The sequence below is a fragment of the Streptomyces sp. NPDC055013 genome (assembly GCF_053608645.1).
Genome location: NZ_JBSGVW010000053.1, coordinates 1 through 20,117 on the forward strand (window position 1 = coordinate 1; position 20,117 = coordinate 20,117).

Consider the following 20,117-nt stretch of genomic DNA (forward strand, 5'->3'; position numbering starts at 1 on the left):
CAGCCGCGTTCCCGGCGAGCGCGGCCGCGGCGGCCCCCACCAGCCCGGCGTCCGTGCCCATCTGGGCCGGGGTGATCGTCAGGCGCCGCACGAAGGACAGGGTGGCGTAGTCATGGAGGGCCTTGCGGAGCGGGGTGAAGAGGACGTCGCCCGCCTTGCCCACTCCCCCGCCGATCACCGCTATGTCGATCTCGACGAGGGTCGCGGTGGCCGCGATCCCTGCGGCGAGGGCCTGTGCGGCCCGTTCGAAGGAGGCCACGGCGACCGGGTCGCCGCCCCGCGCGGCGGCGGCCACCGCGGCGGCGGACGTGTCGCCGTCCGGGCCCGGCTGCCAGCCGTTCTCGATCGCGCGCCGGGCGATGTTGGGACCGCTCGCGATGCGCTCCACGCAGCCCCGCGAACCGCACGGGCACAGATCGCCGTCCAGATCGACGCTGATGTGACCGATGTGGCCTGCGTTGCCGGTGGGCCCGGGGTGCAGTCGGCCGTTCAGGACCAGGCCGCCTCCGACGCCCGTCGAGACGACCATGCAGAGCGCGTTGTCGTGCCCCCGGGCGGCTCCCTGCCAGTGCTCGGCCGCCGTGATGGCCACACCGTCGCCGATCAGCTCGACGGGCAGGCCACCGGCCGCCTCTCGGACGTGCCGGACCAGCGGATAGTCGCGCCAGCCGGGTACGTTCACCGGACTCACGGTGCCCGCGGAGGCGTCCACCGGTCCCGCGCTGCCGATACCGAGGGCGGTGGCGCGTCCCCACAGGGGCGATGCGGTGAGTTCGCCGACGACCTCTTCGACGGCCCGCATCACGGTGTCGCCGTCCTCCCGGGCGGGCGTCGCGCGCTGAGCTCGGACCGCGATCTGGCCGTGGCCGTCCACCAGCGCTCCGGCGATCTTGGTGCCGCCGATGTCGAGCGCAGCCACGAGGTCGGTGTGCATCAGTGTCAGTTCTCCCCGTCAACCATTCGGATCTCCCCGTCAACCACGGGAATTGGGCGAGCCGGTCTCGCGGTGGGGGCGCAGGCCGGAGATTGCGGTGGACAGTGTCCCCTGGATCTGACAACGTTGTCCAGGCTCTATGCTCGACGCCACATCCTCATACAAACCCATGGACCGACGCATCCCCATGGACAGACGCATCCGCGCGGACCGAGCGAGCCTCATGGATCGACTCGCCCCGTGGACGACGACAGGACAGGACACCGCATCGTGGCCGAGACCATCCGCCGCTCCGACCGCCTTCCGGAGAACCGCTACGGCAACCGTCCGACCATGAAAGACGTCGCGGCGCGTGCCGGAGTGGGCCTGAAGACCGTCTCGCGCGTGGTCAACGGAGAGCCCGGCGTCACCCCGGAGACGGAGCGTCGCGTCCAGGAGGCCATCGACGCCCTGGGCTTCCGCCGCAACGACAGCGCGCGGGTGCTGCGCAAGGGCCGTACGGCGAGCATCGGCCTGGTCCTGGAGGATCTCGCGGACCCTTTCTACGGCCCGCTCAGCCGGGCGGTCGAGGAGGTCGCCCGAGCGCACGGCGCCCTGCTCATCAACGGCTCCAGCGCCGAGGACCCGGACCGCGAGCAGGAGCTGGCGCTGGCACTGTGCGCGCGGCGGGTGGACGGGCTGGTGATCATTCCGGCCGGTGACGACCACCGGTACATGGAGCCCGAGCTCAAGGCGGGCGTCGCCACCGTGTTCGTCGACCGCCCGGCCGGGCAGATCGACGTGGACTGCGTCCTGTCCGACAACCACGGCGGTGCCCGCGACGGCGTCGCGCACCTCATCGCCCACGGCCACCGCAGGATCGGCTTCATCGGCGACATGCCCCGCATCCACACGGCCGCCGAGCGGCTGCGCGGCTACCGGGCCGCCATGGAGGACGCGGGCATACCGGTGCAGGACGCCTGGATGTCCCTGGGCGTCACCGACCCGGAGCGGGTGCGCAGGGCGGCCGAGGAGATGCTCTCCGGACCCTCCCCCGTCACCGCGATCTTCGCGGGCAACAACCGCGTGACGGTCACCGTGATCCGGGTCCTCGCCGAGCAGTCCCGTCGTGTCGCCCTGGTCGGCTTCGACGACATCGAACTCGCCGACCTGCTGCAGCCCGGCGTCACCGTCGTCGCCCAGGACGCGGCGGCTCTCGGTCGTACCGCCGCCGAGCGGCTCTTCCGCCAACTGGACGGCACGCTGGTCACCCCGGAACGCATCGAGCTGCCGACACGGCTGATCACCCGCGGCTCGGGCGAGCTGCCGCCGGCGGACTGAGCGGCCCATGGACCACGGCATGAGCAGCTCGCGGCCGGTGCAGGACCGCACCCTGGAGGCGCTCGGCCTGGCGGAGGCCCCGCGCGACCATCCGCTGCGCTATCCGGGCGCCTGGCCGTCGGACTCCGGACTCCTCGACGGGGACCGGCTGCTGCCCCTCGACCGCCTGGTCTACGACGACCGCGTGCCCGTCCTCGCGGTCGGCTCCAACGCCTGTCCTGGCCAACTGCGGCGCAAGATGGCCGCTTTCGGAATCGTCACTCCCCTTCCGATGGTGAAGGTGCGGGTGACGGGCATCGAGGTCGGTGTCTCCGCGCACGTGAGCCGCATGGGGTACATGTCCGCGTCGCCCTTCGAAGCACCGGGCCACGTACGGGAGTTGTTCATCACCTGGCTCGACTCCGAGCAGCTCGCGGTGATCGACGCCAGCGAGGGCGTGCCGGCGCCGGACGGAAACTTCGGCCGCGCCTGGCTGCCGGCACCCCAGGTGCGGATCGAGACGGCGGACGGCAGCGCGCTCCCGGGCACCTTCGTGTACGTCAACCGCCATGGCGTCCTGCACGACGGCGCCGGCGCGCCGCGCACCCACCCCGGCCAGCATGCGCTGATCGCGGAACTCCTGCTCGGCTCGGCCCGGTTGCGGGAGCTGTTCGGGGTCACTCCCGAGGAGTTCTGCGAGCGTGCGCGAGCCGACGCGGGACTGTGCGACCAGGGAACGCGGCTGCTCGTGGAGGAACGGCTGGTGACGACCTCCGGCCTGGAGAAGTACCTTCGGGTCGACCGGAACTGAGCTCAGCAGACAGGGAGTCCCGGCACCGGCTCGTCGTTGTTGCCGCCCTCGAGGTAGACGTCGCTGACGAAGACGTTCGTGTTGCCGCTGTCGTCGTCCGTCTTGGCCCACCAGACGTTGGTCCACTGGCCGGACGTCTCGCGCCGGCCCAGGTTCTGCTGGCAGTAGAAGTAGTTGGTGCCCGCGTTCAGGATGCCGACCTCGGTGCCGGAGGCGGTGTAGGACTTGGCGGTCTTCCAGACCTGGCAGTTGTACTTGCCGCCGCCGATGGCGAAGCAGGACGGGTCCGGCGTGGTGCCCCCGCCGCCTGTGGTTCCGCCACCGCCTGTGGTTCCGCCACCGCCCGTGGTGCCGCCGTCGCCGGAGCCCCCGCCCGTGGTCCCGCCGTCGGTGCCGCCTCCGCCCGAGGGCTTGGTCGGGGACGAGGTGGTGGGGCGATCGGTGGGCTCGCTCTCCGCCTTGTCGCTGGGGGACTTGGTCGCGTCGGGTGACTTCTTGTCGTCGTCCTTCTCGGTCAGGCCTCCGTCGCCCGAGCGGTCGGCGTCGGGGCTGCCGCTCGCCTCGGCGGACTTGTCCGTGGCGGCGACCGCCGACGTGCCCGGCTCCTCGGCCTTGGCGTCGCCCGAGTTGTTCAGCAGGGCGACCGTGACCCCGCTGGCCGCCAGGACCACGGTGACGGCCACGGCGGCGAGCAGGGCACGGCTCTTGCGCCGGGAGGAGCTGCCGGAGGAGGTGACCATGGGGCCGGTGGCGGCCGAGTCGTGCGGCGAGGGGCTGGGGCTGCCGAAGCCGTGCGGGGGTTGACCGGAGTGCCCCGGCACACTGACGTACGGCGATGCGGCCGGCTGCCCCGGGGCGCCGGGTCCGTGTCCGGGTACGGGCGGGCCGGGATGGCCTGCGGCGCCGAAGCCCTGTGCCGGTGGCGTGACTTGGCCGGGAGTCGCGGGCCCGTTCGCACCCTGCCCCGCGGTCCCGAAGCGTGGCGCCCCGGGCAGGTTCGACGCGGGCACGCCCTGCTGTGGCGTGTCGGCGCTCTGAGGTCCTGGCGCACTCTGGCCCTGGCCGCCGTACCCCTGTCCGGCAGGCCCGGTCGGTGCGGGTGCCCCGAATCCGGGTGGCACCGAGGGGACGTTGCGCTCCGTCTCGTCCCGCGCGGGCCCGGAGTCCGCCGGGCCCCGCAGGGCCGCCGTCGGCGCGTCCATGCCTCCCGACTCGGCCACCGCCAGGAGGAGTTCGCGTGCCTCGTCGGCCTCTGGGCGGGACTCGGACCGCTTGTCCATCAGCCGCGCCAGGACGGGGCCGAGTGGCCCGGCGTTGACGGGCTCCGGCAGGGGCTCGGAGACGATCGCGGTGAGCGTGGAGAACGTCGACGTACGACGGAAGGGGGCGGAGCCCTCCACCGCGGCGTACAGCGTGGCGCCCAGGGCCCAGACGTCCGAGGAGGGGCCCGGGTCGGCGCCCTGGGCGCGCTCGGGGGCCAAGTAGTCCAGGGAGCCGACGAGATGGCCGGTGCGGGTGAGCTGGGTGGCCGCGCCGTCGCCCGGGTCGTCCATGGCGGCGATGCCGAAGTCGGTCAGGACGACCCGGCCGGAGCGCTCCAGCAGGATGTTGCCGGGCTTGACGTCGCGGTGCAGGACGCCGGCGCGGTGGGCGGCGGCCAGCGCGTCCATGACCTTGGCGCCGATCCCGGCCGCCTCACGCGGGTCGAGGGTGCCGCGCTCGCGCAGCACCGCCTCCAGGGAGGGACCGTCGACCAGCTCCATGACGATCAGCGGGCGTCCGTCGACCTCGGCGACGTCGTGCACGGCCACGACGCCCGCGTGCTTGACCCGGGCCGCCGCGCGGGCCTCGCGCTGCATCCGCAGCCGCAAATCGGCCAGTTCGGGACCGTCGGCGTCCGAGTAGGTGCGCAGCTCCTTGACGGCGACCTCGCGGCCCAGCACCTCGTCGACGGCCCGCCAGACCACGCCCATGCCGCCGCGCCCGAGTTGCGCCACCACGCGATAGCGCCCGGCCAGCAGCCGACCGGTCTCGTCCGCCTGTCCGTTCTCCCCCGATGACACCGCTGCCCCGTTCCTGTGACACCACTGACATGCCTTGCGTGGCGTACAGACTACGGGGCAGGGGTGACAACACCAGCCGGTCGTTGCGAATGTGACAGGGCCGCTACTTCGCGGAGGCCGTCAGGTCACCCCGCCGGGGCGACGCGAATCCCTCCAGATCCGCACGGGTCAGACCGGTCAGCCGGGCGACCTCGCCGATGTCGAGGGCACCGCAGTCCAGGCCGCGCAGCAGATAGCCGCTGAGCGCCTTGGCGGTGGCGGGCTCGTCCATGACGTCACCGCCGGTCCGGTTGGCGTACCGGGCGAGGCGGGCGGCGGCCTGCTCGAAGCCCTCGCGGTAGAAGGCGAAGACGGCCGCGTAGCGGGTCGGGATGTGGCCGGGGTGCATGTCCCAGCCCTGGTAGTAGGCGCGGGCCAGGGCGCGTCGGGTCAGGCCGTAGTGCAGTCGCCAGGCGTCGTGGACCTTCGCGGTCGGGCCGACCGGCAGGACGTTCGTCGAGCCGTCGGAGACGCGTACGCCGGTGCCCGCCGCCGCGACCTGCATGATCGCCTTGGCATGGTCGGCGGCCGGGTGGTCGCTGGCCTGGTATGCGGCGGAGACGCCGAGGCAGGCGCTGTAGTCGAAGGTGCCGTAGTGCAGGCCCGTTGCCCGGCCCTCGGCGGCCTGGATCATCCGGGCGACGGTGGCGGTGCCGTCGGTGGCGAGGATGGACTGGCTGGTCTCGATCTGGATCTCGAAGCCGATCCGGCCGGGCTCGAGCCCGCGCGCCTTCTCGAACTCCTCCAGGAGCCGCACCATGGCGGTGACCTGCTCGGGGTACGTGACCTTGGGCAGGGTCAGCACCAGCCCGTCGGGCAGGCCGCCGGCCTCCATCAGGCCGGTGAGGAAGACGTCGAGGGTGCGGATGCCCTGGTCGCGTACGGGCGCCTCCATGCACTTCATGCGGATGCCCATGTACGGGGCGGCCGTGCCGTTCTCGTACGCCTCGGCGATCAGCCGTGCGGCGCGGGCGGCGTCCTCGTCCTCGTCGCGGCCGTGGTAGCCGTCCTCGAAGTCGACGCGCAGGTCCTCGATGGGCTCGCGCTCCAGCTTGGCCCGCACACGCGCGTGGACCGGCTCGGCGAGTTCGTCGGACAGGCCGAGCACGGCGGCGAAGGACGCGGCGTCCGGGGCGTGTTCGTCGAGGAGCGCGAGGGCCTGGTCGCCCCAGGAGCGGATGGTGTCGGCGGCGAAGACGTCACCGGGGACGTAGACGGTGTGGACGGGCTGGCGGGTGCCGGGGTCTCCGGGGTAGCGGCGCTCCAGCTCGGCGTCGACCGGTGCGAGGGAGGCGCTGATCTCCTCGCTGACGGCACCCGCGAGGCTGGTCGCCACCTTCTCCTGCTGGCCCTGACCCATCCCACATCCTCCTGACTTCCGCGATACGGAATCAACAATCCGTAGAATGAAGTTATCCGGCGACCTTCCGGCTGGTCAACACCATGTCCACGGGGAGTCACTCACCCAACCCGCCATGTTCACGCCCATCACAGGGCGCGGTATCACACTTCCATACGCATGCCCCGCACGACTCGTCCGGTAGTTCCCACCGAAGGAGCCTCAGTGCCGAACCACAGCCGAGTCACGCGCCGTCTGGGCCTGAAGGCCGCATTGGCCGCGGCGGTCACCGCGCCCCTGTCCAGTACAGCACTGCCCACGACGTCAGCCTCGGCGGGCGAGCGCCCGGCCGCCCGCCGGCACCTTCAGGTCATGTCGTTCAACCTGCGCTTCGCGAGCACCACCGAGCCGAACAGCTGGAGCGTGCGCAGACCGGTGATGCGCGAGCTGCTGCGCCGTGAGGCCCCGCACGTCCTCGGCACCCAGGAGGGGATCTTCTCCCAGCTGCTCGACATCGACTCCGACCTCGGCCGCCGCTACGACTGGGTCGGCACCGGCCGGCTGCACGGCAGCCGCGACGAGTCCATGGCGCTCTTCTACGACTCCCACCGGCTGCGTCCGACCGAGTACGACCACTTCTGGCTCTCCGACACCCCCGACGTGATCGGCTCCAACACCTGGGGCGCGGCCTTCGCCCGCATGGTCACCTGGGTCCGGTTCCGCGATCTGACCGACGGCGGACGGGAGTTCTACGTCCTCAACACCCACTTCGACCACGTGAGCCAGTACGCGCGCGAGCGCAGCGCCGCCCTCATCGCCGAGCGGATCGCCGGCTTCGACCGCTCCCTGCCGGTCGTGGTGACCGGAGACTTCAACGTCGCCGCCCACAAGAACACGGTGTACGACACGCTGCTCGGCGCCGGTCTCGTCGACACCTGGCACACCGCGTCCGAGCGCAGCGAGCTGTACGCGACCTTCCACGGCTACAAGCCGCTGACGCCGAACGGCGACCGCATCGACTGGGTCCTGAGCACGCCCGGTGTCACGGCGCACCGGGCGACGATCAACACCTTCTCCGACGACGGCCAGTTCCCGAGCGACCATCTGCCCGTGCAGGCGTCCCTGACCCTGGGCTGAACGAGCCGAGGCCCCCGTGACCGCCGGACGGTCACGGGGGCCTCGGAGTGCCCGTTTCGGGATCAGCCCTTGCGGGTCTTGATCTCCTCGGTCAGGGTCGGGACGACGTCGAAGAGGTCGCCGACGACGCCGTAGTCGACCAGGTCGAAGATCGGGGCCTCGGCGTCCTTGTTGATCGCCACGATCGTCTTCGAGGTCTGCATACCGGCGCGGTGCTGGATCGCACCGGAGATGCCGGAGGCGATGTACAGCTGCGGCGAGACCGACTTGCCGGTCTGACCGACCTGGTTGGTGTGCGGGTACCAGCCGGCGTCCACGGCGGCACGCGAGGCACCGACGGCCGCGCCGAGCGAGTCGGCGAGGGCCTCGATGATCGCGAAGTTCTCGGCGCCGTTGACGCCACGGCCACCGGAGACCACGATCGCGGCCTCGGTCAGCTCCGGACGGCCGGTCGACTCACGCGGCGTGCGGCCGGTGACCTTGGTGCCGGTCGCCTGGGCGGAGAAGGACACCGACAGGGCCTCGACCGCACCGGCGGCCGGAGCGGCCTCCACGGCGGCCGAGTTCGGCTTGACCGTGATGACCGGGGTGCCCTTGGAGACACGGGACTTGGTGGTGAAGGACGCGGCGAACACCGACTGGGTGGCCACCGGGCCCTCGTCGCCGGCCTCGATGTCGACGGCGTCGGTGATGATGCCGGAGCCGATGCGCAGCGCCAGACGGGCGGCGATCTCCTTGCCCTCCGCGGAGGACGGCACCAGGACGGCGGCCGGGGAGACGGCCTCGACGGCGGCCTGGAGGGCGTCGACCTTCGGGACGACCAGGTAGTCGGCGTACTCGGCGGCCTCGTGGGTGAGGACCTTGACCGCGCCGTGCTCGGCGAGCGTGGCGGCGGTGTCGGCGGCGCCGTTGCCCAGCGCGACGGCGACCGGCTCGCCGACTCGGCGGGCCAGGGTCAGCAGCTCCAGGGTGGGCTTGCGGACGGCACCGTCCACGTGGTCGACGTAGACGAGAACTTCAGCCATGGGATTGCTCTCCTGCGGATTGCGAAGTCTGAGGGGCGGAAGGGGTGTTGAGCCTCAGCGGGCCGACGGACCCTTAGATGAACTTCTGGCTCGCGAGGTACTCGGCGAGCTGCTTGCCGCCCTCGCCCTCGTCCTTGACGATCGTGCCGGCGGTGCGGGCCGGACGCTCGGCCGCGCCGTCCACGACGGTGTACGCACCCTCCAGGCCGACCTCCTCGGCCTCGATGTCGAGGTCGGACAGGTCCCAGGACTCCACCGGCTTCTTCTTGGCCGCCATGATCCCCTTGAAGGAGGGGTAGCGGGCCTCGCCCGACTGGTCGGTGACCGACACGACGGCCGGCAGGGAGGCCTCGAGCTGCTCGGAGGCGGCGTCGCCGTCCCGGCGGCCCTTGACCGTGCCGTCCTCGACGGAGACCTCGGACAGCAGGGTGACCTGCGGGACGCCCAGGCGCTCGGCGAGCAGGGCCGGTACGACACCCATGGTGCCGTCGGTGGAGGCCATGCCGGAGATCACCAGGTCGTAGCCGGCCTTCTCGATCGCCTTGGCCAGCACCAGCGAGGTGCCCAGGGCGTCGGTGCCGTGCAGGTCGTCGTCCTCGACGTGGATCGCCTTGTCGGCACCCATGGACAGCGCCTTGCGCAGCGCGTCCTTGGCGTCCTCCGGGCCCACCGTCAGGACGGTGATCTCCACGTCGTCGTCGGAGTTCTCGGAGATCTGCAGCGCCTGCTCGACCGCATACTCGTCGAGCTCGGAGAGCAGACCGTCCACGTCGTCCCGGTCGACGGTCAGGTCATCGGCGAAGTGCCGGTCGCCAGTGGCGTCGGGCACGTACTTCACGGTGACAACGATCCTCAAGCTCACGCCGGCTCTCCTACTGCGTCGACATTTCTGTGCTGCCTACTTGCAGGCAGCATAGGCGCCCCAAGCGGCCGATCCCGTTCGGGGCGACCCGCGCTCCGAGCGAAATATTACTCGTCAGTACACCCAGTTCATTCCCGCTAAGCAAGCGCTTTGAACTGTGACCTTTGCAACGCAGCGTAATCGGAAACCGACGGCTTCGCAGAACCGTGGGCAGCCGGTTCCGTCACATCGGTGTGGTGAGGTCAGTCACGCAGGCCGTTGAACCGGCCCTGGTGGTACAGAAGCGGACGCCCGGGACCCGTGGAATCACCCAGGACGACCTCGGCCAGCACGATGCGGTGATCGCCGGCCGGGACGCGCGCCACGACCCGGCACACCGTCCAGGCAAGGACGTCATCGAGGACGGGGACACCTTCCGGGCCCTCGCCCCAGGCCGTGGGCGGGCCGAAGCGGTCGGCGCCGCTACGGGCGAAGGTGGCGGCGAGCTCCTGTTGGTGCTCGCCGAGTATGTGGACGCCGACATACTCCGTGGCGGCCATCGCCGGCCAGCTGGACGCACCGGTGCCGATGCCGAAGGAGAGCATCGGGGGATCCGCGGAGACGGACGTGACAGAGGTGGCGGTGAAGCCGACCGGGCCCGTCGCACCGCGGGCGGTGATCACCGCCACTCCCGCGGCATGCCGCCGGAAGACGGAGCGGAGCAGGTCGGGAGAGGCGAGCCGATGGGTGCCGAGGCCGGACGTGGCCGTCATGGAGTTGTCCTTCTGCAAGGGGAGGCGTGGCGATCCGTGGGTGCTCAACAGCCCGGACAGCGCGCGCTCGCGGTGCGGGCCAGATCGACGTGAGCCCGTCCGAAGAGAAGGAGTTCCTCAGGCATAAGGTCAGGCTGACGATAGGTGGTACGCACAGTCAAGTGGGTTCCGGGATGTGGGAGATGACTCACCCTCGGCTCACAGCCCCTCAGACCGCTTCGCCCAGTGCGGCGATGATGTCCGCCTTGCGCGGCTGGCCGGTGGCCCGTCGCACGACGTTTCCGGTGGCGTCGAGGACCAGCACGGTCGGCGTCTTGAGGATGTCGAGGCGGCGTACGAGGTCCAGGTGGTCCTCGGCGTCGATCTCGACGTGGGTCACCCCCGGGACCATGCCGGCGACCTCCCCGAGCACCCGCCGGGTGGCCCGGCAGGGGGCGCAGAAGGCACTGGAGAACTGCACGAGGGTGGCGCGCTCGCCCAGCGCCGCGCCCAACTCGGCCGCCTCGAGCCGCTTTCCGTCATCGCGCCCGCGCACCCGTACTCTCCCGCTCCGCCGCCGCTGCAGCACTCCGTAGGCACTCGCCGCCGCGAGCACCACCACGCACACCACCAGTCCGGTCATCACCCTGCTCAAGCGTTCACGAGACTGCAAAGATTCCCGACTCCCCGGAAGCCTTTCCATTGCGGAATGCTTGATTCATGGACATTGATGTGAGGGGGCCGCGCTTCGGGGCGGCCGTGACGACCGTGGTGCTGGCGGTCGCCCTGGTCACCGGAAGCGCCTGGCTGCTGGCCTGGCAGACCCTGGCGTTCGCACTGGGCGCGGCGGGTGGGGTGGGCCGCTCGCCCTACGGCTGGCTGTTCCGCACAGTCGTACGGCCCCGGATCGGCCCGCCGACCGAGTTCGAGGCGCCGGAGCCGCCGCGGTTCGCCCAGGCGGTCGGGCTGCTCTTCGCGGGCCTCGGGCTGGTCGGGTACACGCTCGGTCCGGATTGGTTGGGACTCGCCGCGACCGGAGCCGCGCTCGCGGCCGCTTTCCTGAACGCCGTCTTCGGGTACTGCCTGGGCTGCGAGACGTACCTGTTGCTGCGGCGGGTGACGGTGCGCGCCGAGTAAAGACGACACAAAAGCCCGAGGTGGATCAAGGGTCGACGTGACGAGGATCTCGCCATTCCCAGGCACTTGGGCTTGGCCCTCGGCCGTTCTTGGGGCACGATCTGCGACAAGCCGTAAACCTACGGCTGCGTAACTTTTCCACTGGGAGCCTCCTTCCCAGGCAGAGAAGGAAGGGTCCACCCCGTCCATGGCAGAGCTTGTCTACCGTCCCGTCGTCGGTTTCGCCCAGACATTGTTCAAGGCGTGGGACCTCAAGATCGACTGCAAGGGATCGGAGAACATTCCGCGCTCGGGCGGCGCCGTGCTGGTGAGCAACCACATCAGCTACCTGGACTTCGTCTTCAACGGCCTGGCGGCACTCCCGCAGAAGCGCCTTGTGCGCTTCATGGCGAAGGAGTCGGTGTTCCGGCACAAGATCTCCGGCCCGCTGATGCGGGGGATGAAGCACATCCCGGTGGACCGCAAGCAGGGTGAGACGGCGTACGCCCACGCGCTGGACTCGCTGCGGTCCGGCGAGATCGTCGGGGTCTTCCCCGAGGCCACCATCTCGCCGTCCTTCACGCTGAAGAGCTTCAAGTCGGGTGCCGCCCGGATGGCCCAGGAGGCCGGCGTACCGCTGATCCCGATGGCCGTGTGGGGCACACAGCGCCTGTGGACCAAGGGCCACCCTCGCAACTTCAAGCGCAGCCACACCCCGATCAACATCCGGGTCGGCGAGGCGATCGAGGCATCCAAGGACAAGTACGCGGGCGCGATCACTCGCCAGCTGCGCGAGCGCGTCCAGGAGCTCCTCGAGGCCGCCCAGCGCGCCTACCCCGTCCGCCCGAAGGACGCGGAAGACACCTGGTGGATGCCGGCCCACCTTGGTGGCACGGCACCCACGCCGGAGCAGGTGCGCGAGGCCGAAGCCCGCTGACGCCCGGCCCGTTCAGCAGGTCGGGGGACGCACCGAGATGTGCGCTCCCGGGCTGAACTTCGCCAGGAGCTCGGCGAGTTCGGCCGCCGCCTGCTCGGCCTCGGCGACCGGCATGGGCGACAGGGTCTCCAGGAGGAAGATCCCTGAGACGGAATCCTCGGTGAGCCGGGTGCGGGGGCCCTGGCGCCAGTTCCAGCGGCGGCAGGTCACGCCCGCGTCGTCGCGCCACACGACCTCGCCCGCGTCCGGGTGCTCGACGACCTCCTCGCCGCCGGCGACGGTCACGAAGTCCTCTTCGCCGGTGGCGCGCACCAGGCGCATGCCACCCTCGATGTGGTCGATGTCCTCGCCGCCGACGGGGACGAGGTGGGCGACGCTGATGGCGTTGTAGACGTCCACCAGCAGGTTGATCCGGGGCAGTCCCGCCTCCGACAGTGCCCTCTTGGCCAGCGCCTCCGCGGAGTTGCGGGTCCGGGACGGCTTCGACCCGAACGCCGTGTAGATCTCGCGCCAGGCCGCCATGTGCGGGTCCTCGTGCGGAGCGCGCCCGTCCAGGCGTCCGGCGAGTCGGCGGGCCGCCTCGTCCAGGAGCTCGGAGCTCGCCTCGGTACTGGGTCCGTTGACCAGGCCGTGCGCCTCGACCGCCACGTGGGTGAAGCCGGGTGCCAGGGCGCGCACCTCGTCGGAGACGGTCAGGGTGAGAGTCATGGTCCGCCTTGTCTCGGGGTTCACAGTGCGGTGGGCAGGGTCTGCCACAGATACGGCCGGTCGGGGGCGGCCCTGAGGGCATCGAGCACGGCCGGGTGCGGTGCAGCATACAGGACTGGATAGTCCATCTCATTGGACGCCGGATCGGGCGTGAAGGCCAACCGCTCACCGTCGAGCGAGAACTGGGCGTCCACGCCGGGCTTGTTGCCCCGCGGATCCTGCCGATGCCAGGCACCGTTGAACCGCACGGCGACCAACCCGTGCAGCACCTCGAACTTCTGGTAGCACAGCGCCGTCGGGATGTCCTCGGCGCGCAGCAACGCGGCCAGCGCGTGGGCCTTGGCGTAGCAGATGCCGGTGCCCTGCTCCAGGACGTCGGAGGCGCGCCAGGTGACGCGGGGATCGCCGGAGTCCTGCGAGTGCGGGATGACGTCACGCACGAACTCAAAGGCCGCACGTGCATAGTCATACGAGTCGGCCACACCGTCGGCGAGCCTGGCAGCCGTCTCGCGCACGACGGGATGGTGATGGTCGATCACCTCGTCGGCGGCCAAGTAGGCAGAGAGGTCTGCGGTTTCCTGGATCATCTGCATGACTGCAGAGAGTAGGAGGCGACGGAACGGGCAGTCAATCGATTTGCACTTCAACGCATAAATATACAGAGCGACAGATTGGCCGATCCTCGCCGCAACCCCGCCCCCGCATACAACCCCTCCCCCGCGCCGCAGGTCTCGCCACCGGACAGGTCATCCACTAGGGGGAATCCATGAAGTCTCGCCTGCTCACAGGCGCGCTCGCAGGCTGCGCCCTGGCCGCGGTGGGAACCGGGCCCGTGCACGCCGCGTCCGATCAGCTGTGGATCAGCGTGCCGTCCGAGACCGTGTTGCCGGGGCCCGACGCGGACGGCGCGGCGTCCGAGCGTGTCCTCGATGTCGGGGTCACCCACGACAACACCGAGAACGGGGTGCCGACCGGCCAACTGGCCGTGGACGTCGGCGAGATCGCCTCGTTCGCGCGAGTGTCGTGGCCCGCGAACTGCGTGCCCGAGTCGGCCCTCAGGGCGGTCTGCGACTTCCCCGAGATCCCGGTGGGAACGGACGGCGTGGCGGCAGCCCGGCTCGGACTCCGCGCGCTGCCGGACGCCGACCTCAGCGCGTCCGGGTACGTGCGCTACTCGGCCTCCGCCGGGGAGCTGACGGCAGTTCCGGCGGAGACCCGGATCACCCTGGGCGACGGCCCGGACCTCGGGCTCAGCCAGGCCGCGCACCAGCGGGACCTCACGCCCGGCACGAACACCCAGGTACGGGCGACGGTCGCCAACAACGGTAACCGCACCGTGGACCGCACACTGCTGTCGATCTACTCGTCGTACGGCCTTGGGCTCGAGGAACGGCACTCCAACTGCGAGTACCGGGACCACGCCATCGGCACGTTCGCGCTGTGCGTGCTGGACGAGGCGGTGGCTCCGGGCGAGCGGTACGCCCTGACGACCGCCCTCCGTGTCGGGCGGAACGCGCTGTACGAGCGATTCGACCACTCCGTACTGCCGTATTCGGACGAGGCACTCGAAGAGGCCCGGGGCGGCGAGACGTGGACCCCGGGCACGGGCCACGAGCTGAACCTGCGCCCCGTGGCGGCGCGGCGGGCCGCCGTCGGCGCAGAGGACCTGGATCTGTCGGACAACTACCGGACCGTCATCCTCGACGCCAGGAACACCGCGGACCTGAAGCTCACCGGCAGCAAGGTGCGCGGGGCCGTCGGGGACACCGTGACCGCGCGTGTCACCGTGCACAACCGCGGCCCGGCATGGGTGGCGTCGCTGGGCGTGGGCGCCGCCGTCGCCACCGTGCGGTTCCAGGCGCCGGAGGGGACGACGGTCGTGGGCGTGCCGGAGGACTGCTCGACCCAGGAGCCGCCCGAGGAGGGGACTCCCCTGACGGTCTACCTCTGCCGGACGCCGATCCACCTGCACGACAAGGCGTCCCACAGCTTTGAGGTGCAGCTCCGGATCGACCAGGTGGTGCGCGGGGCACGCACCACCGTCGAAACCATCAACGACGATCCGGAGCTGCCCATCAGGAAGTTCGACCCGAACCTGCGCAACAACAGCGCCGCGATCGTCGTCAACGGCTGATCGGTGCCGAGGGAGGAGAAGGCCTAGCGGGCCATCTCCTCCTTCAGCGCCGCCACGAACGCGTCCACGTCGTCCTCGGTCGTGTCGAAAGCGCACATCCAGCGCACGACGCCCGCCGCCTCGTCCCAGAAGTAGAAGCGGAACCTCTTCTGGAGGCGCTCGCTCACGTCGTGCGGGAGCTTGGCGAAGACGCCGTTGGCCTGCACGGGGTAGAGGATCTCGACCCCGTGCACGGCGCGGACGCCCTCGGCCAGGCGCTGGGCCATCTCGTTGGCGTGGCGGGCGTTGCGCAGCCAGAGGTCCTTGGCGAGCAGGGCCTCCAACTGCACCGACACGAAGCGCATCTTGGAGGCGAGCTGCATGGACAGCTTGCGCAGGTGCTTCATGTGGCTGACGGCGTCCTGGTTGAGGACGACGACCGCCTCGCCGAAGAGGGCGCCGTTCTTGGTGCCGCCGAGGGAGAGGATGTCGACGCCGACCGCGTTGGTGAACGTCCGCATGGGCACGTTCAAGGAGGCCGCCGCGTTGGCTATCCGGGAGCCGTCCAGGTGCACCTTCATGCCGTGCGCGTGGGCGTGCTCGCAGATCGCGCGGATCTCGTCCGGCGTGTAGAGGGTGCCGAGTTCGGTGCTCTGGGTGATCGAGACGACCTGGGGCATCGCCCGGTGCTCGTCGTCCCAGCCGTACGCCTGCTGGTCGATCAGCTCGGGGGTGAGCTTCCCGTCGGGCGTGGGGACGGTGAGCAGCTTGAGGCCGCCCATCCGTTCCGGCGCCCCGCCCTCGTCGACGTGGATGTGCGCGCTCTCGGCACAGATCACCGCGCCCCAGCGATCGGTGACCGCCTGCAGCGCGACGACGTTGGCGCCGGTGCCGTTGAAGACCGGGAACGCCTCGGCGGTGGCGCCGAAGTGGCTGCGGACGATCCGCTGGAGGTTCTCGGTGTAGTCGTCCTCGCCGTACGCGACCTGGTGCCCGCCGTTGGCCAGGGCCAGGGCGGCGAGCACCTCGGGGTGGGCACCGGCGTAGTTGTCGCTGGCGAAGCCGCGGACGTCCGGGTCGTGATGGCGACGGGCGTCGGTCTTCGGAGGGTTCACGGCTTCTCGGTCAGCCACAGACGGTTTCCGTTCACTTCGGCGGCGGGCTTGTCCCAGACGCCGACGACGGCATCGGCCAGGTCCTTGACGTCCGTGAAGCCCGCGAACTTCGCGTTGGGGCGGTCGGCGCGCATCGCGTCGTGCACCAGCGCCTTCACCACCAGGATGGCAGCCGCGGACGTCGGCCCCTCGGGACCCCCGGCCTTGCGGAAGGCGTCGGCCAGCGCGAGCGTCCAGGCCTCGGCGGCGGCCTTGGCGGCGGCGTACGAGGCGTTGCCCGCGGTCGGCTTCGACGCGCCGGCGGCGCTGATCAGCACGTACCGTCCGAGCTCGCTGCGCTGGAGGCCCTCGAAGAAGGCCAGCGAGGTGTGCTGCACGGTGCGGATCAGCAGCAGTTCCAGGAAGTCCCAGTCGTCGAGACTCGTCTTGATGAAGGTCTCACTGCCGCGCCAGCCGCCGACGAGATGGACCAGGCCGTCGACGCGACCGAAGTCCTTCTCGATGCGGTCCGCCCAGTCGCGGGTGGCCTCACGGTCGAGCAGGTCGACCGTGTCCCCGACGACGGTGGCGCCGCCGTGCGCGTAGCTCGCCGCGTCCACGGCTTCGGCGAGCCGCTCCGGGTCGTTGTCCGAGCCGATGACGGTCGCGCCCGCCTCGGCCAGTCGCAGCAGCGCCGCCTGCCCGGCGGGTCCGCCCGCGCCGGCCACCGCGATCACCGCACCGCTGAGAGCTCCGTTCCCCGCCATCTTCTTCGCCTCCTGCTGAGCTGTGTTCTCGGTGCCGCGGTCGCTCACGCGGCGATCCGCTCGACGCTGTCCGGCGTGATGCCCCTGGTCGAGGCGATCACGTTCTTGAGTTTCTTGGACAGTGCCTCATAGAACATGCTCAGCGGAAACTCGTCCGGAAGCACGTCATCGACGAGCTTGCGCGGCGGCAGGCTCAGGTCGAGGGCGTCGGGACCCTTGGCCCACTTGGAGCCCGGGTGCGGGGAAAGGTAGCCGGAGACGAGCTCGTAGCCCGCGAACCAGTGGACGAGCTTCGGGCGGTCGATGCCGTCGCGGTACAGCGTCTCGATCTCGGCGCACAGCTGGTTGGTGACCTGCGGGGCGCGGTCCCAGTCGATGAACAGCTTGTTGTCGGTCCAGCGGACGACGTCGTGCCTGTGCAGGTAGGCGAAGAGCAGTTGCCCGCCGAGGCCGTCGTAGTTGCGCACGCGCTCGCCGGTGACCGGGAAGCGGAACATGCGGTCGAACAGCACCGCGTACTGCACGTCACGGGCCTGCGGGACGCCGTCGGCCTGCAGCTTCACGGCCTCCTTGAAGGCGGTGAGGTCGCAGCGCAGCTCCTCCAGGCCGTACATCCAGAACGGCTGGCGCTGCTTGATCATGAACGGGTCGAACGGCAGGTCGCCGTGGCTGTGGGTGCGGTCGTGGACCATGTCCCACAGGACGAAGGCCTCCTCGCAGCGCTTCTGGTCGTGGACCATCGCGGCGATGTCCTCGGGCAGGTCCAGGCCGAGGATGTCGACGGCGGCGTCGGTGACGCGGCGGAAGCGGGCGGCCTCGCGGTCGCAGAAGATGCCGCCCCAGGTGAAGCGCTCAGGGGCCTCGCGCACGGCGATCGTCTCGGGGAAGAGCACGGCGGAGTTGGTGTCGTAGCCGGCCGTGAAGTCCTCGAACTTGATGCCGCAGAACAACGGGTTGTCGTAGCGGGTGCGCTCCAGCTCGGCCAGCCAGTCCGGCCAGACCATGCGCAGCACGACCGCTTCGAGGTTGCGGTCGGGGTTGCCGTTCTGCGTGTACATCGCGAAGACGACGAGGTGCTGGAGGCCGTCCGCACGGTTCGCGGCGGGCTGGAAGGCCAGCAGCGAGTCGAGGAAGTCGGGCACCTGGAAGCCGCCCTCGGCCCAGCGGCGCAGGTCCTTCACCAGGGCCTCGTGGTAGGCGGCGTCGTGCGGCAGCAGCGGGGAGAGCTCCACCACCGCGTCCACGACACGCCGTACGGCGGCCTCGGCGTCCGTGCGCTCGGGCGCGCCCTCGGCTTCGAAATCGATCGACCCGTCCTTGGACTGCCATGGCCGGATCCGCTCCACGGCATCCTTGAGCACGGGCCACGCCGGGTGCTCCACCACCCTGGTCACAGGAGGAACCTGCTCCTCCGTAGCCGCCTGCACAAGAATTTCCGTCATGTCCCATCCTCCACGGGAGAACCTCGCGTATGGAGACCGTATACGTACGAGGTTCCTCTCAGCAAGAGGAGAGTCGGGAAATTATCCTGCACACCCCCATGGTCACCGCAACTTTTGCTGTTGGTCATCCCGATGGCGCATACCCCGTCCATGCGTGGGCATGCGCACGGATGAAGAGGTGGTCCACAGCGGCAGGTCAATCCCTGCGGGACTCGCCCACGGCCGGGTGACCATCCGGAGGGGCGCGATCCAGGTACGACATGTCCACTGCCGCAAACCCTGCGTACACGTGGGGTTCATCACGCGCCGGGCCCACTAGGCTGCGGATCTGCCGCGCGAACAGTCCGCTCCGGTTCGCGTGCACACCGAGCCGCCGTCGACGGAAGCGAGTTGAACCTTGAACTTCCTTACCATCGGTCATCGCGGAGTCATGGGTGTCGAGCCCGAGAACACCCTCCGTTCGTTCGTCGCCGCCCAGCAGGCCGGCCTCGACGCCATCGAACTCGATCTCCACCTGAGCAAGGACGGCGCCCTCGTCGTCATGCACGACACCGATGTGGACCGCACGACCGACGGCACCGGCGCGATCGCCGACAAGACCCTCGCCGAGCTGCGCGCCCTGGACGCGGGCCGCGGCGAGCGCGTCCCGGTCTTCGAAGAGGTCCTCGACGCCGTGAAGTCCCCGCTGCAGGCCGAGATCAAGGACGTCGCGGCGGCCCGGGCGCTCGCCGAGGTCATGACCAGGCGGGACCTGGTCTCCCGGGTCGAGGTGTCCTCGTTCCACGACGACGCCGTCGCCGAGATCGCCCGCCTCGTACCCGGCGTACGGACCGCGCTGATCGCCAGCCGCTACGGCACCGACGTCGTGGACCGTGCCGTCGAGGCCGGCGCGGCGACGGTCTGCCTCAATATCCGCCGGCTGACCTTGGAGGTCGTGGAGCACGCCCGCAAGGCGGACCTCAGGATCATCGGCTGGGTGGTCAACACCCAGGACCACCTGCGTCTCGTACGGGCCCTGGAACTGGACGGCGCCACCACCGACTACCCCGAGATCAAGCGCACCGGCCGTTTCACGGCCTGAACGTCCCCCGCATGAACGTCACGCCAGCTCCTTGACCAGCAGCTCGAACTGCAGGTCGGCGCGCTGCGGGATGCCGAAGCGCTCGTCGCCGTACGGGAACGGGGTCATCCGTCCCGTACGGCGGTAGCCGCGCCGCTCGTACCAGGCGATCAGGTCGTTCCGTACGGAGATCACGGCCATGTGCATCTCGGTGACACCCCAGGTCGCGCGGGCCTGCCGCTCCGCCTCCGCGATGATCACCTTGCCGAGTCCGGCGCCCTGGAGTGCGGGGCTGACCGCGAACATCCCGAAGTAGGCGTGGGCCCCGCGGTGTTCGAGCTGGCAGCAGGCCACCAGTCGCCCGTTCTGCTCGACGGTGAGCATCCGGCTGTCCGACGACCTGATGACCGCCAGCACGCCTTCCGGGTCGGTCCGCTGGCCTTCGAGGATGTCCGCCTCGGTCGTCCACCCGGCCCGGCTGGAGTCCCCGCGGTAGGCGGACTCGATCAGCGCGACCAGCGTGTCCACGTCGGCGTCGGTGGCGTCACGGAAGGTGAGTCCGTCGGCGGCGGCGGTCGCGGTGGTGTCCATGGGGCGCTTCTCCACTTCTCGGGCACGACTCGGGCACCGCTGAGCGTAA

20 protein-coding genes are annotated in these 20,117 nt (G+C 70.5%); 7 read left to right on the forward strand and 13 right to left on the reverse strand.

The genetic code is table 11. From position 1 onward, the window contains the following. On the reverse strand, nucleotides 1–934 hold a 934-nt coding region (locus tag ACWGDB_RS38890; protein ID WP_453826779.1), incomplete at its 3' end, for an ROK family protein. Nucleotides 935–1,174: 240 nt separating this feature from the next. On the opposite strand from ACWGDB_RS38890, the gene ACWGDB_RS38895 reads away from it, so the two are divergent. Then, a complete protein-coding gene (locus ACWGDB_RS38895; RefSeq protein ID WP_453826780.1) occupies nucleotides 1,175–2,254 on the forward strand; it encodes a LacI family DNA-binding transcriptional regulator in 1,080 nt (359 codons plus the stop codon). A gap of 19 nt (nucleotides 2,255–2,273) precedes the next feature. Next, nucleotides 2,274–3,044, forward strand: coding sequence for a hypothetical protein (locus ACWGDB_RS38900; RefSeq protein WP_453826781.1), 771 nt, complete (start codon nucleotides 2,274–2,276; stop codon nucleotides 3,042–3,044). A 2-nt stretch (nucleotides 3,045–3,046) separates the two neighbouring features. Here ACWGDB_RS38900 and ACWGDB_RS38905 read toward each other — a convergent pair whose 3' ends face one another. Continuing rightward, nucleotides 3,047–5,107, reverse strand: coding sequence for a protein kinase domain-containing protein (locus ACWGDB_RS38905; protein WP_453826782.1), 2,061 nt, complete (start codon nucleotides 5,105–5,107; stop codon nucleotides 3,047–3,049). A gap of 103 nt (nucleotides 5,108–5,210) precedes the next feature. After that, nucleotides 5,211–6,506, reverse strand: coding sequence for a DUF6986 family protein (locus tag ACWGDB_RS38910; RefSeq protein ID WP_453826783.1), 1,296 nt, complete (start codon nucleotides 6,504–6,506; stop codon nucleotides 5,211–5,213). Between the two features lie 204 nt (nucleotides 6,507–6,710). On the opposite strand from ACWGDB_RS38910, the gene ACWGDB_RS38915 reads away from it, so the two are divergent. Beyond that, nucleotides 6,711–7,622, forward strand: coding sequence for an endonuclease/exonuclease/phosphatase family protein (locus tag ACWGDB_RS38915; protein ID WP_453826784.1), 912 nt, complete (start codon nucleotides 6,711–6,713; stop codon nucleotides 7,620–7,622). Between the two features lie 62 nt (nucleotides 7,623–7,684). Here the strand turns inward: ACWGDB_RS38915 and ACWGDB_RS38920 are convergent, their stop codons facing one another. The 4 genes from ACWGDB_RS38920 to ACWGDB_RS38935 all read right to left on the reverse strand — a co-directional run bounded on the left by ACWGDB_RS38920 (nucleotide 7,685) and on the right by ACWGDB_RS38935 (nucleotide 10,883). Then, nucleotides 7,685–8,647 carry an electron transfer flavoprotein subunit alpha/FixB family protein gene (locus ACWGDB_RS38920; RefSeq protein WP_362379271.1) on the reverse strand — a complete coding sequence of 321 codons (963 nt, stop codon included), beginning with the start codon at nucleotides 8,645–8,647 and terminating at the stop codon, nucleotides 7,685–7,687. Between the two features lie 73 nt (nucleotides 8,648–8,720). Continuing rightward, nucleotides 8,721–9,509: an electron transfer flavoprotein subunit beta/FixA family protein gene (locus tag ACWGDB_RS38925; RefSeq protein ID WP_453826785.1), complete on the reverse strand. Its 789-nt coding sequence runs from the start codon at nucleotides 9,507–9,509 to the stop codon at nucleotides 8,721–8,723. A gap of 242 nt (nucleotides 9,510–9,751) precedes the next feature. Beyond that, a complete protein-coding gene (locus tag ACWGDB_RS38930) occupies nucleotides 9,752–10,261 on the reverse strand; it encodes a flavin reductase family protein (protein ID WP_453826786.1) in 510 nt (169 codons plus the stop codon). A 208-nt stretch (nucleotides 10,262–10,469) separates the two neighbouring features. After that, on the reverse strand, nucleotides 10,470–10,883 hold the full coding sequence (locus ACWGDB_RS38935) for a TlpA family protein disulfide reductase (protein ID WP_383599720.1): 414 nt from the start codon (nucleotides 10,881–10,883) through the stop codon (nucleotides 10,470–10,472). Nucleotides 10,884–10,960: 77 nt separating this feature from the next. Between ACWGDB_RS38935 and ACWGDB_RS38940 the strand changes: the two genes are divergently transcribed. After that, nucleotides 10,961–11,377 carry a DUF4395 domain-containing protein gene (locus tag ACWGDB_RS38940; protein ID WP_453826787.1) on the forward strand — a complete coding sequence of 139 codons (417 nt, stop codon included), beginning with the start codon at nucleotides 10,961–10,963 and terminating at the stop codon, nucleotides 11,375–11,377. Between the two features lie 187 nt (nucleotides 11,378–11,564). Beyond that, nucleotides 11,565–12,293, forward strand: a complete 729-nt coding sequence (locus tag ACWGDB_RS38945) for a lysophospholipid acyltransferase family protein (RefSeq protein WP_453826788.1) — start codon at nucleotides 11,565–11,567, stop codon at nucleotides 12,291–12,293. 12 nt (nucleotides 12,294–12,305) lie between these two features. Here ACWGDB_RS38945 and ACWGDB_RS38950 read toward each other — a convergent pair whose 3' ends face one another. Together ACWGDB_RS38950 and ACWGDB_RS38955 are read right to left on the reverse strand one after the other, a co-directional pair. Further along, nucleotides 12,306–13,001 (reverse strand): B3/B4 domain-containing protein, encoded by a 696-nt coding sequence (locus ACWGDB_RS38950; protein ID WP_453826789.1) that lies wholly within the window; start codon nucleotides 12,999–13,001, stop codon nucleotides 12,306–12,308. Nucleotides 13,002–13,021: 20 nt separating this feature from the next. After that, nucleotides 13,022–13,594, reverse strand: a complete 573-nt coding sequence (locus tag ACWGDB_RS38955) for a transglutaminase domain-containing protein (protein ID WP_453826790.1) — start codon at nucleotides 13,592–13,594, stop codon at nucleotides 13,022–13,024. Nucleotides 13,595–13,767: 173 nt separating this feature from the next. Here ACWGDB_RS38955 and ACWGDB_RS38960 point away from each other — a divergent pair, with 173 nt between their 5' ends. Beyond that, complete coding sequence (locus ACWGDB_RS38960) at nucleotides 13,768–15,135, forward strand: hypothetical protein (RefSeq protein WP_453826791.1); 1,368 nt, start codon at nucleotides 13,768–13,770, stop codon at nucleotides 15,133–15,135. Nucleotides 15,136–15,158: 23 nt separating this feature from the next. On the opposite strand, the gene ACWGDB_RS38965 is transcribed toward ACWGDB_RS38960, so the two are convergent. Genes ACWGDB_RS38965 through ACWGDB_RS38975 form a run of 3 tightly spaced genes read right to left on the reverse strand, consistent with a single transcriptional unit; the run spans nucleotide 15,159 to nucleotide 18,417 of the window. Next, entirely contained in the window at nucleotides 15,159–16,229 is a 1,071-nt protein-coding gene (locus ACWGDB_RS38965) for a threonine aldolase family protein (RefSeq protein ID WP_453826792.1), read from the reverse strand. Further along, entirely contained in the window at nucleotides 16,226–16,975 is a 750-nt protein-coding gene (locus tag ACWGDB_RS38970; RefSeq protein ID WP_427843420.1) for an SDR family NAD(P)-dependent oxidoreductase, read from the reverse strand. Before ACWGDB_RS38970 ends, ACWGDB_RS38965 begins: the two co-directional genes overlap by 4 nt. Nucleotides 16,976–17,019: 44 nt before the next feature. After that, nucleotides 17,020–18,417: a DUF6421 family protein gene (locus tag ACWGDB_RS38975; protein ID WP_453826793.1), complete on the reverse strand. Its 1,398-nt coding sequence runs from the start codon at nucleotides 18,415–18,417 to the stop codon at nucleotides 17,020–17,022. Between the two features lie 397 nt (nucleotides 18,418–18,814). Between ACWGDB_RS38975 and ACWGDB_RS38980 the strand changes: the two genes are divergently transcribed. After that, nucleotides 18,815–19,498: a glycerophosphodiester phosphodiesterase gene (locus tag ACWGDB_RS38980; RefSeq protein WP_453826794.1), complete on the forward strand. Its 684-nt coding sequence runs from the start codon at nucleotides 18,815–18,817 to the stop codon at nucleotides 19,496–19,498. A gap of 18 nt (nucleotides 19,499–19,516) precedes the next feature. Here ACWGDB_RS38980 and ACWGDB_RS38985 read toward each other — a convergent pair whose 3' ends face one another. Next, nucleotides 19,517–20,068: a GNAT family N-acetyltransferase gene (locus ACWGDB_RS38985; RefSeq protein ID WP_453826795.1), complete on the reverse strand. Its 552-nt coding sequence runs from the start codon at nucleotides 20,066–20,068 to the stop codon at nucleotides 19,517–19,519. Between the last annotated feature and the right edge of the window lie 49 nt (nucleotides 20,069–20,117).

Excerpts from the sequence above, each read along its gene's own strand:
- ACWGDB_RS38985 (WP_453826795.1), bottom strand. The coding sequence starts at position 20,068 with ATGGACACCACCGCGACCGCCGCCGCCGACGGACTCACCTTCCGTGAC.
- ACWGDB_RS38910 (WP_453826783.1), bottom strand. The coding sequence starts at position 6,506 with ATGGGTCAGGGCCAGCAGGAGAAGGTGGCGACCAGCCTCGCGGGTGCC.
- ACWGDB_RS38975 (WP_453826793.1), bottom strand. The coding sequence starts at position 18,417 with ATGACGGAAATTCTTGTGCAGGCGGCTACGGAGGAGCAGGTTCCTCCT.
- ACWGDB_RS38940 (WP_453826787.1), top strand. The coding sequence starts at position 10,961 with ATGGACATTGATGTGAGGGGGCCGCGCTTCGGGGCGGCCGTGACGACC.
- ACWGDB_RS38950 (WP_453826789.1), bottom strand. The coding sequence starts at position 13,001 with ATGACTCTCACCCTGACCGTCTCCGACGAGGTGCGCGCCCTGGCACCC.
- ACWGDB_RS38900 (WP_453826781.1), top strand. The coding sequence starts at position 2,274 with ATGAGCAGCTCGCGGCCGGTGCAGGACCGCACCCTGGAGGCGCTCGGC.
- ACWGDB_RS38935 (WP_383599720.1), bottom strand. The coding sequence starts at position 10,883 with ATGACCGGACTGGTGGTGTGCGTGGTGGTGCTCGCGGCGGCGAGTGCC.
- ACWGDB_RS38970 (WP_427843420.1), bottom strand. The coding sequence starts at position 16,975 with ATGGCGGGGAACGGAGCTCTCAGCGGTGCGGTGATCGCGGTGGCCGGC.
- ACWGDB_RS38930 (WP_453826786.1), bottom strand. The coding sequence starts at position 10,261 with ATGACGGCCACGTCCGGCCTCGGCACCCATCGGCTCGCCTCTCCCGAC.
- ACWGDB_RS38955 (WP_453826790.1), bottom strand. The coding sequence starts at position 13,594 with ATGCAGATGATCCAGGAAACCGCAGACCTCTCTGCCTACTTGGCCGCC.
- ACWGDB_RS38920 (WP_362379271.1), bottom strand. The coding sequence starts at position 8,647 with ATGGCTGAAGTTCTCGTCTACGTCGACCACGTGGACGGTGCCGTCCGC.
- ACWGDB_RS38945 (WP_453826788.1), top strand. The coding sequence starts at position 11,565 with ATGGCAGAGCTTGTCTACCGTCCCGTCGTCGGTTTCGCCCAGACATTG.
- ACWGDB_RS38960 (WP_453826791.1), top strand. The coding sequence starts at position 13,768 with ATGAAGTCTCGCCTGCTCACAGGCGCGCTCGCAGGCTGCGCCCTGGCC.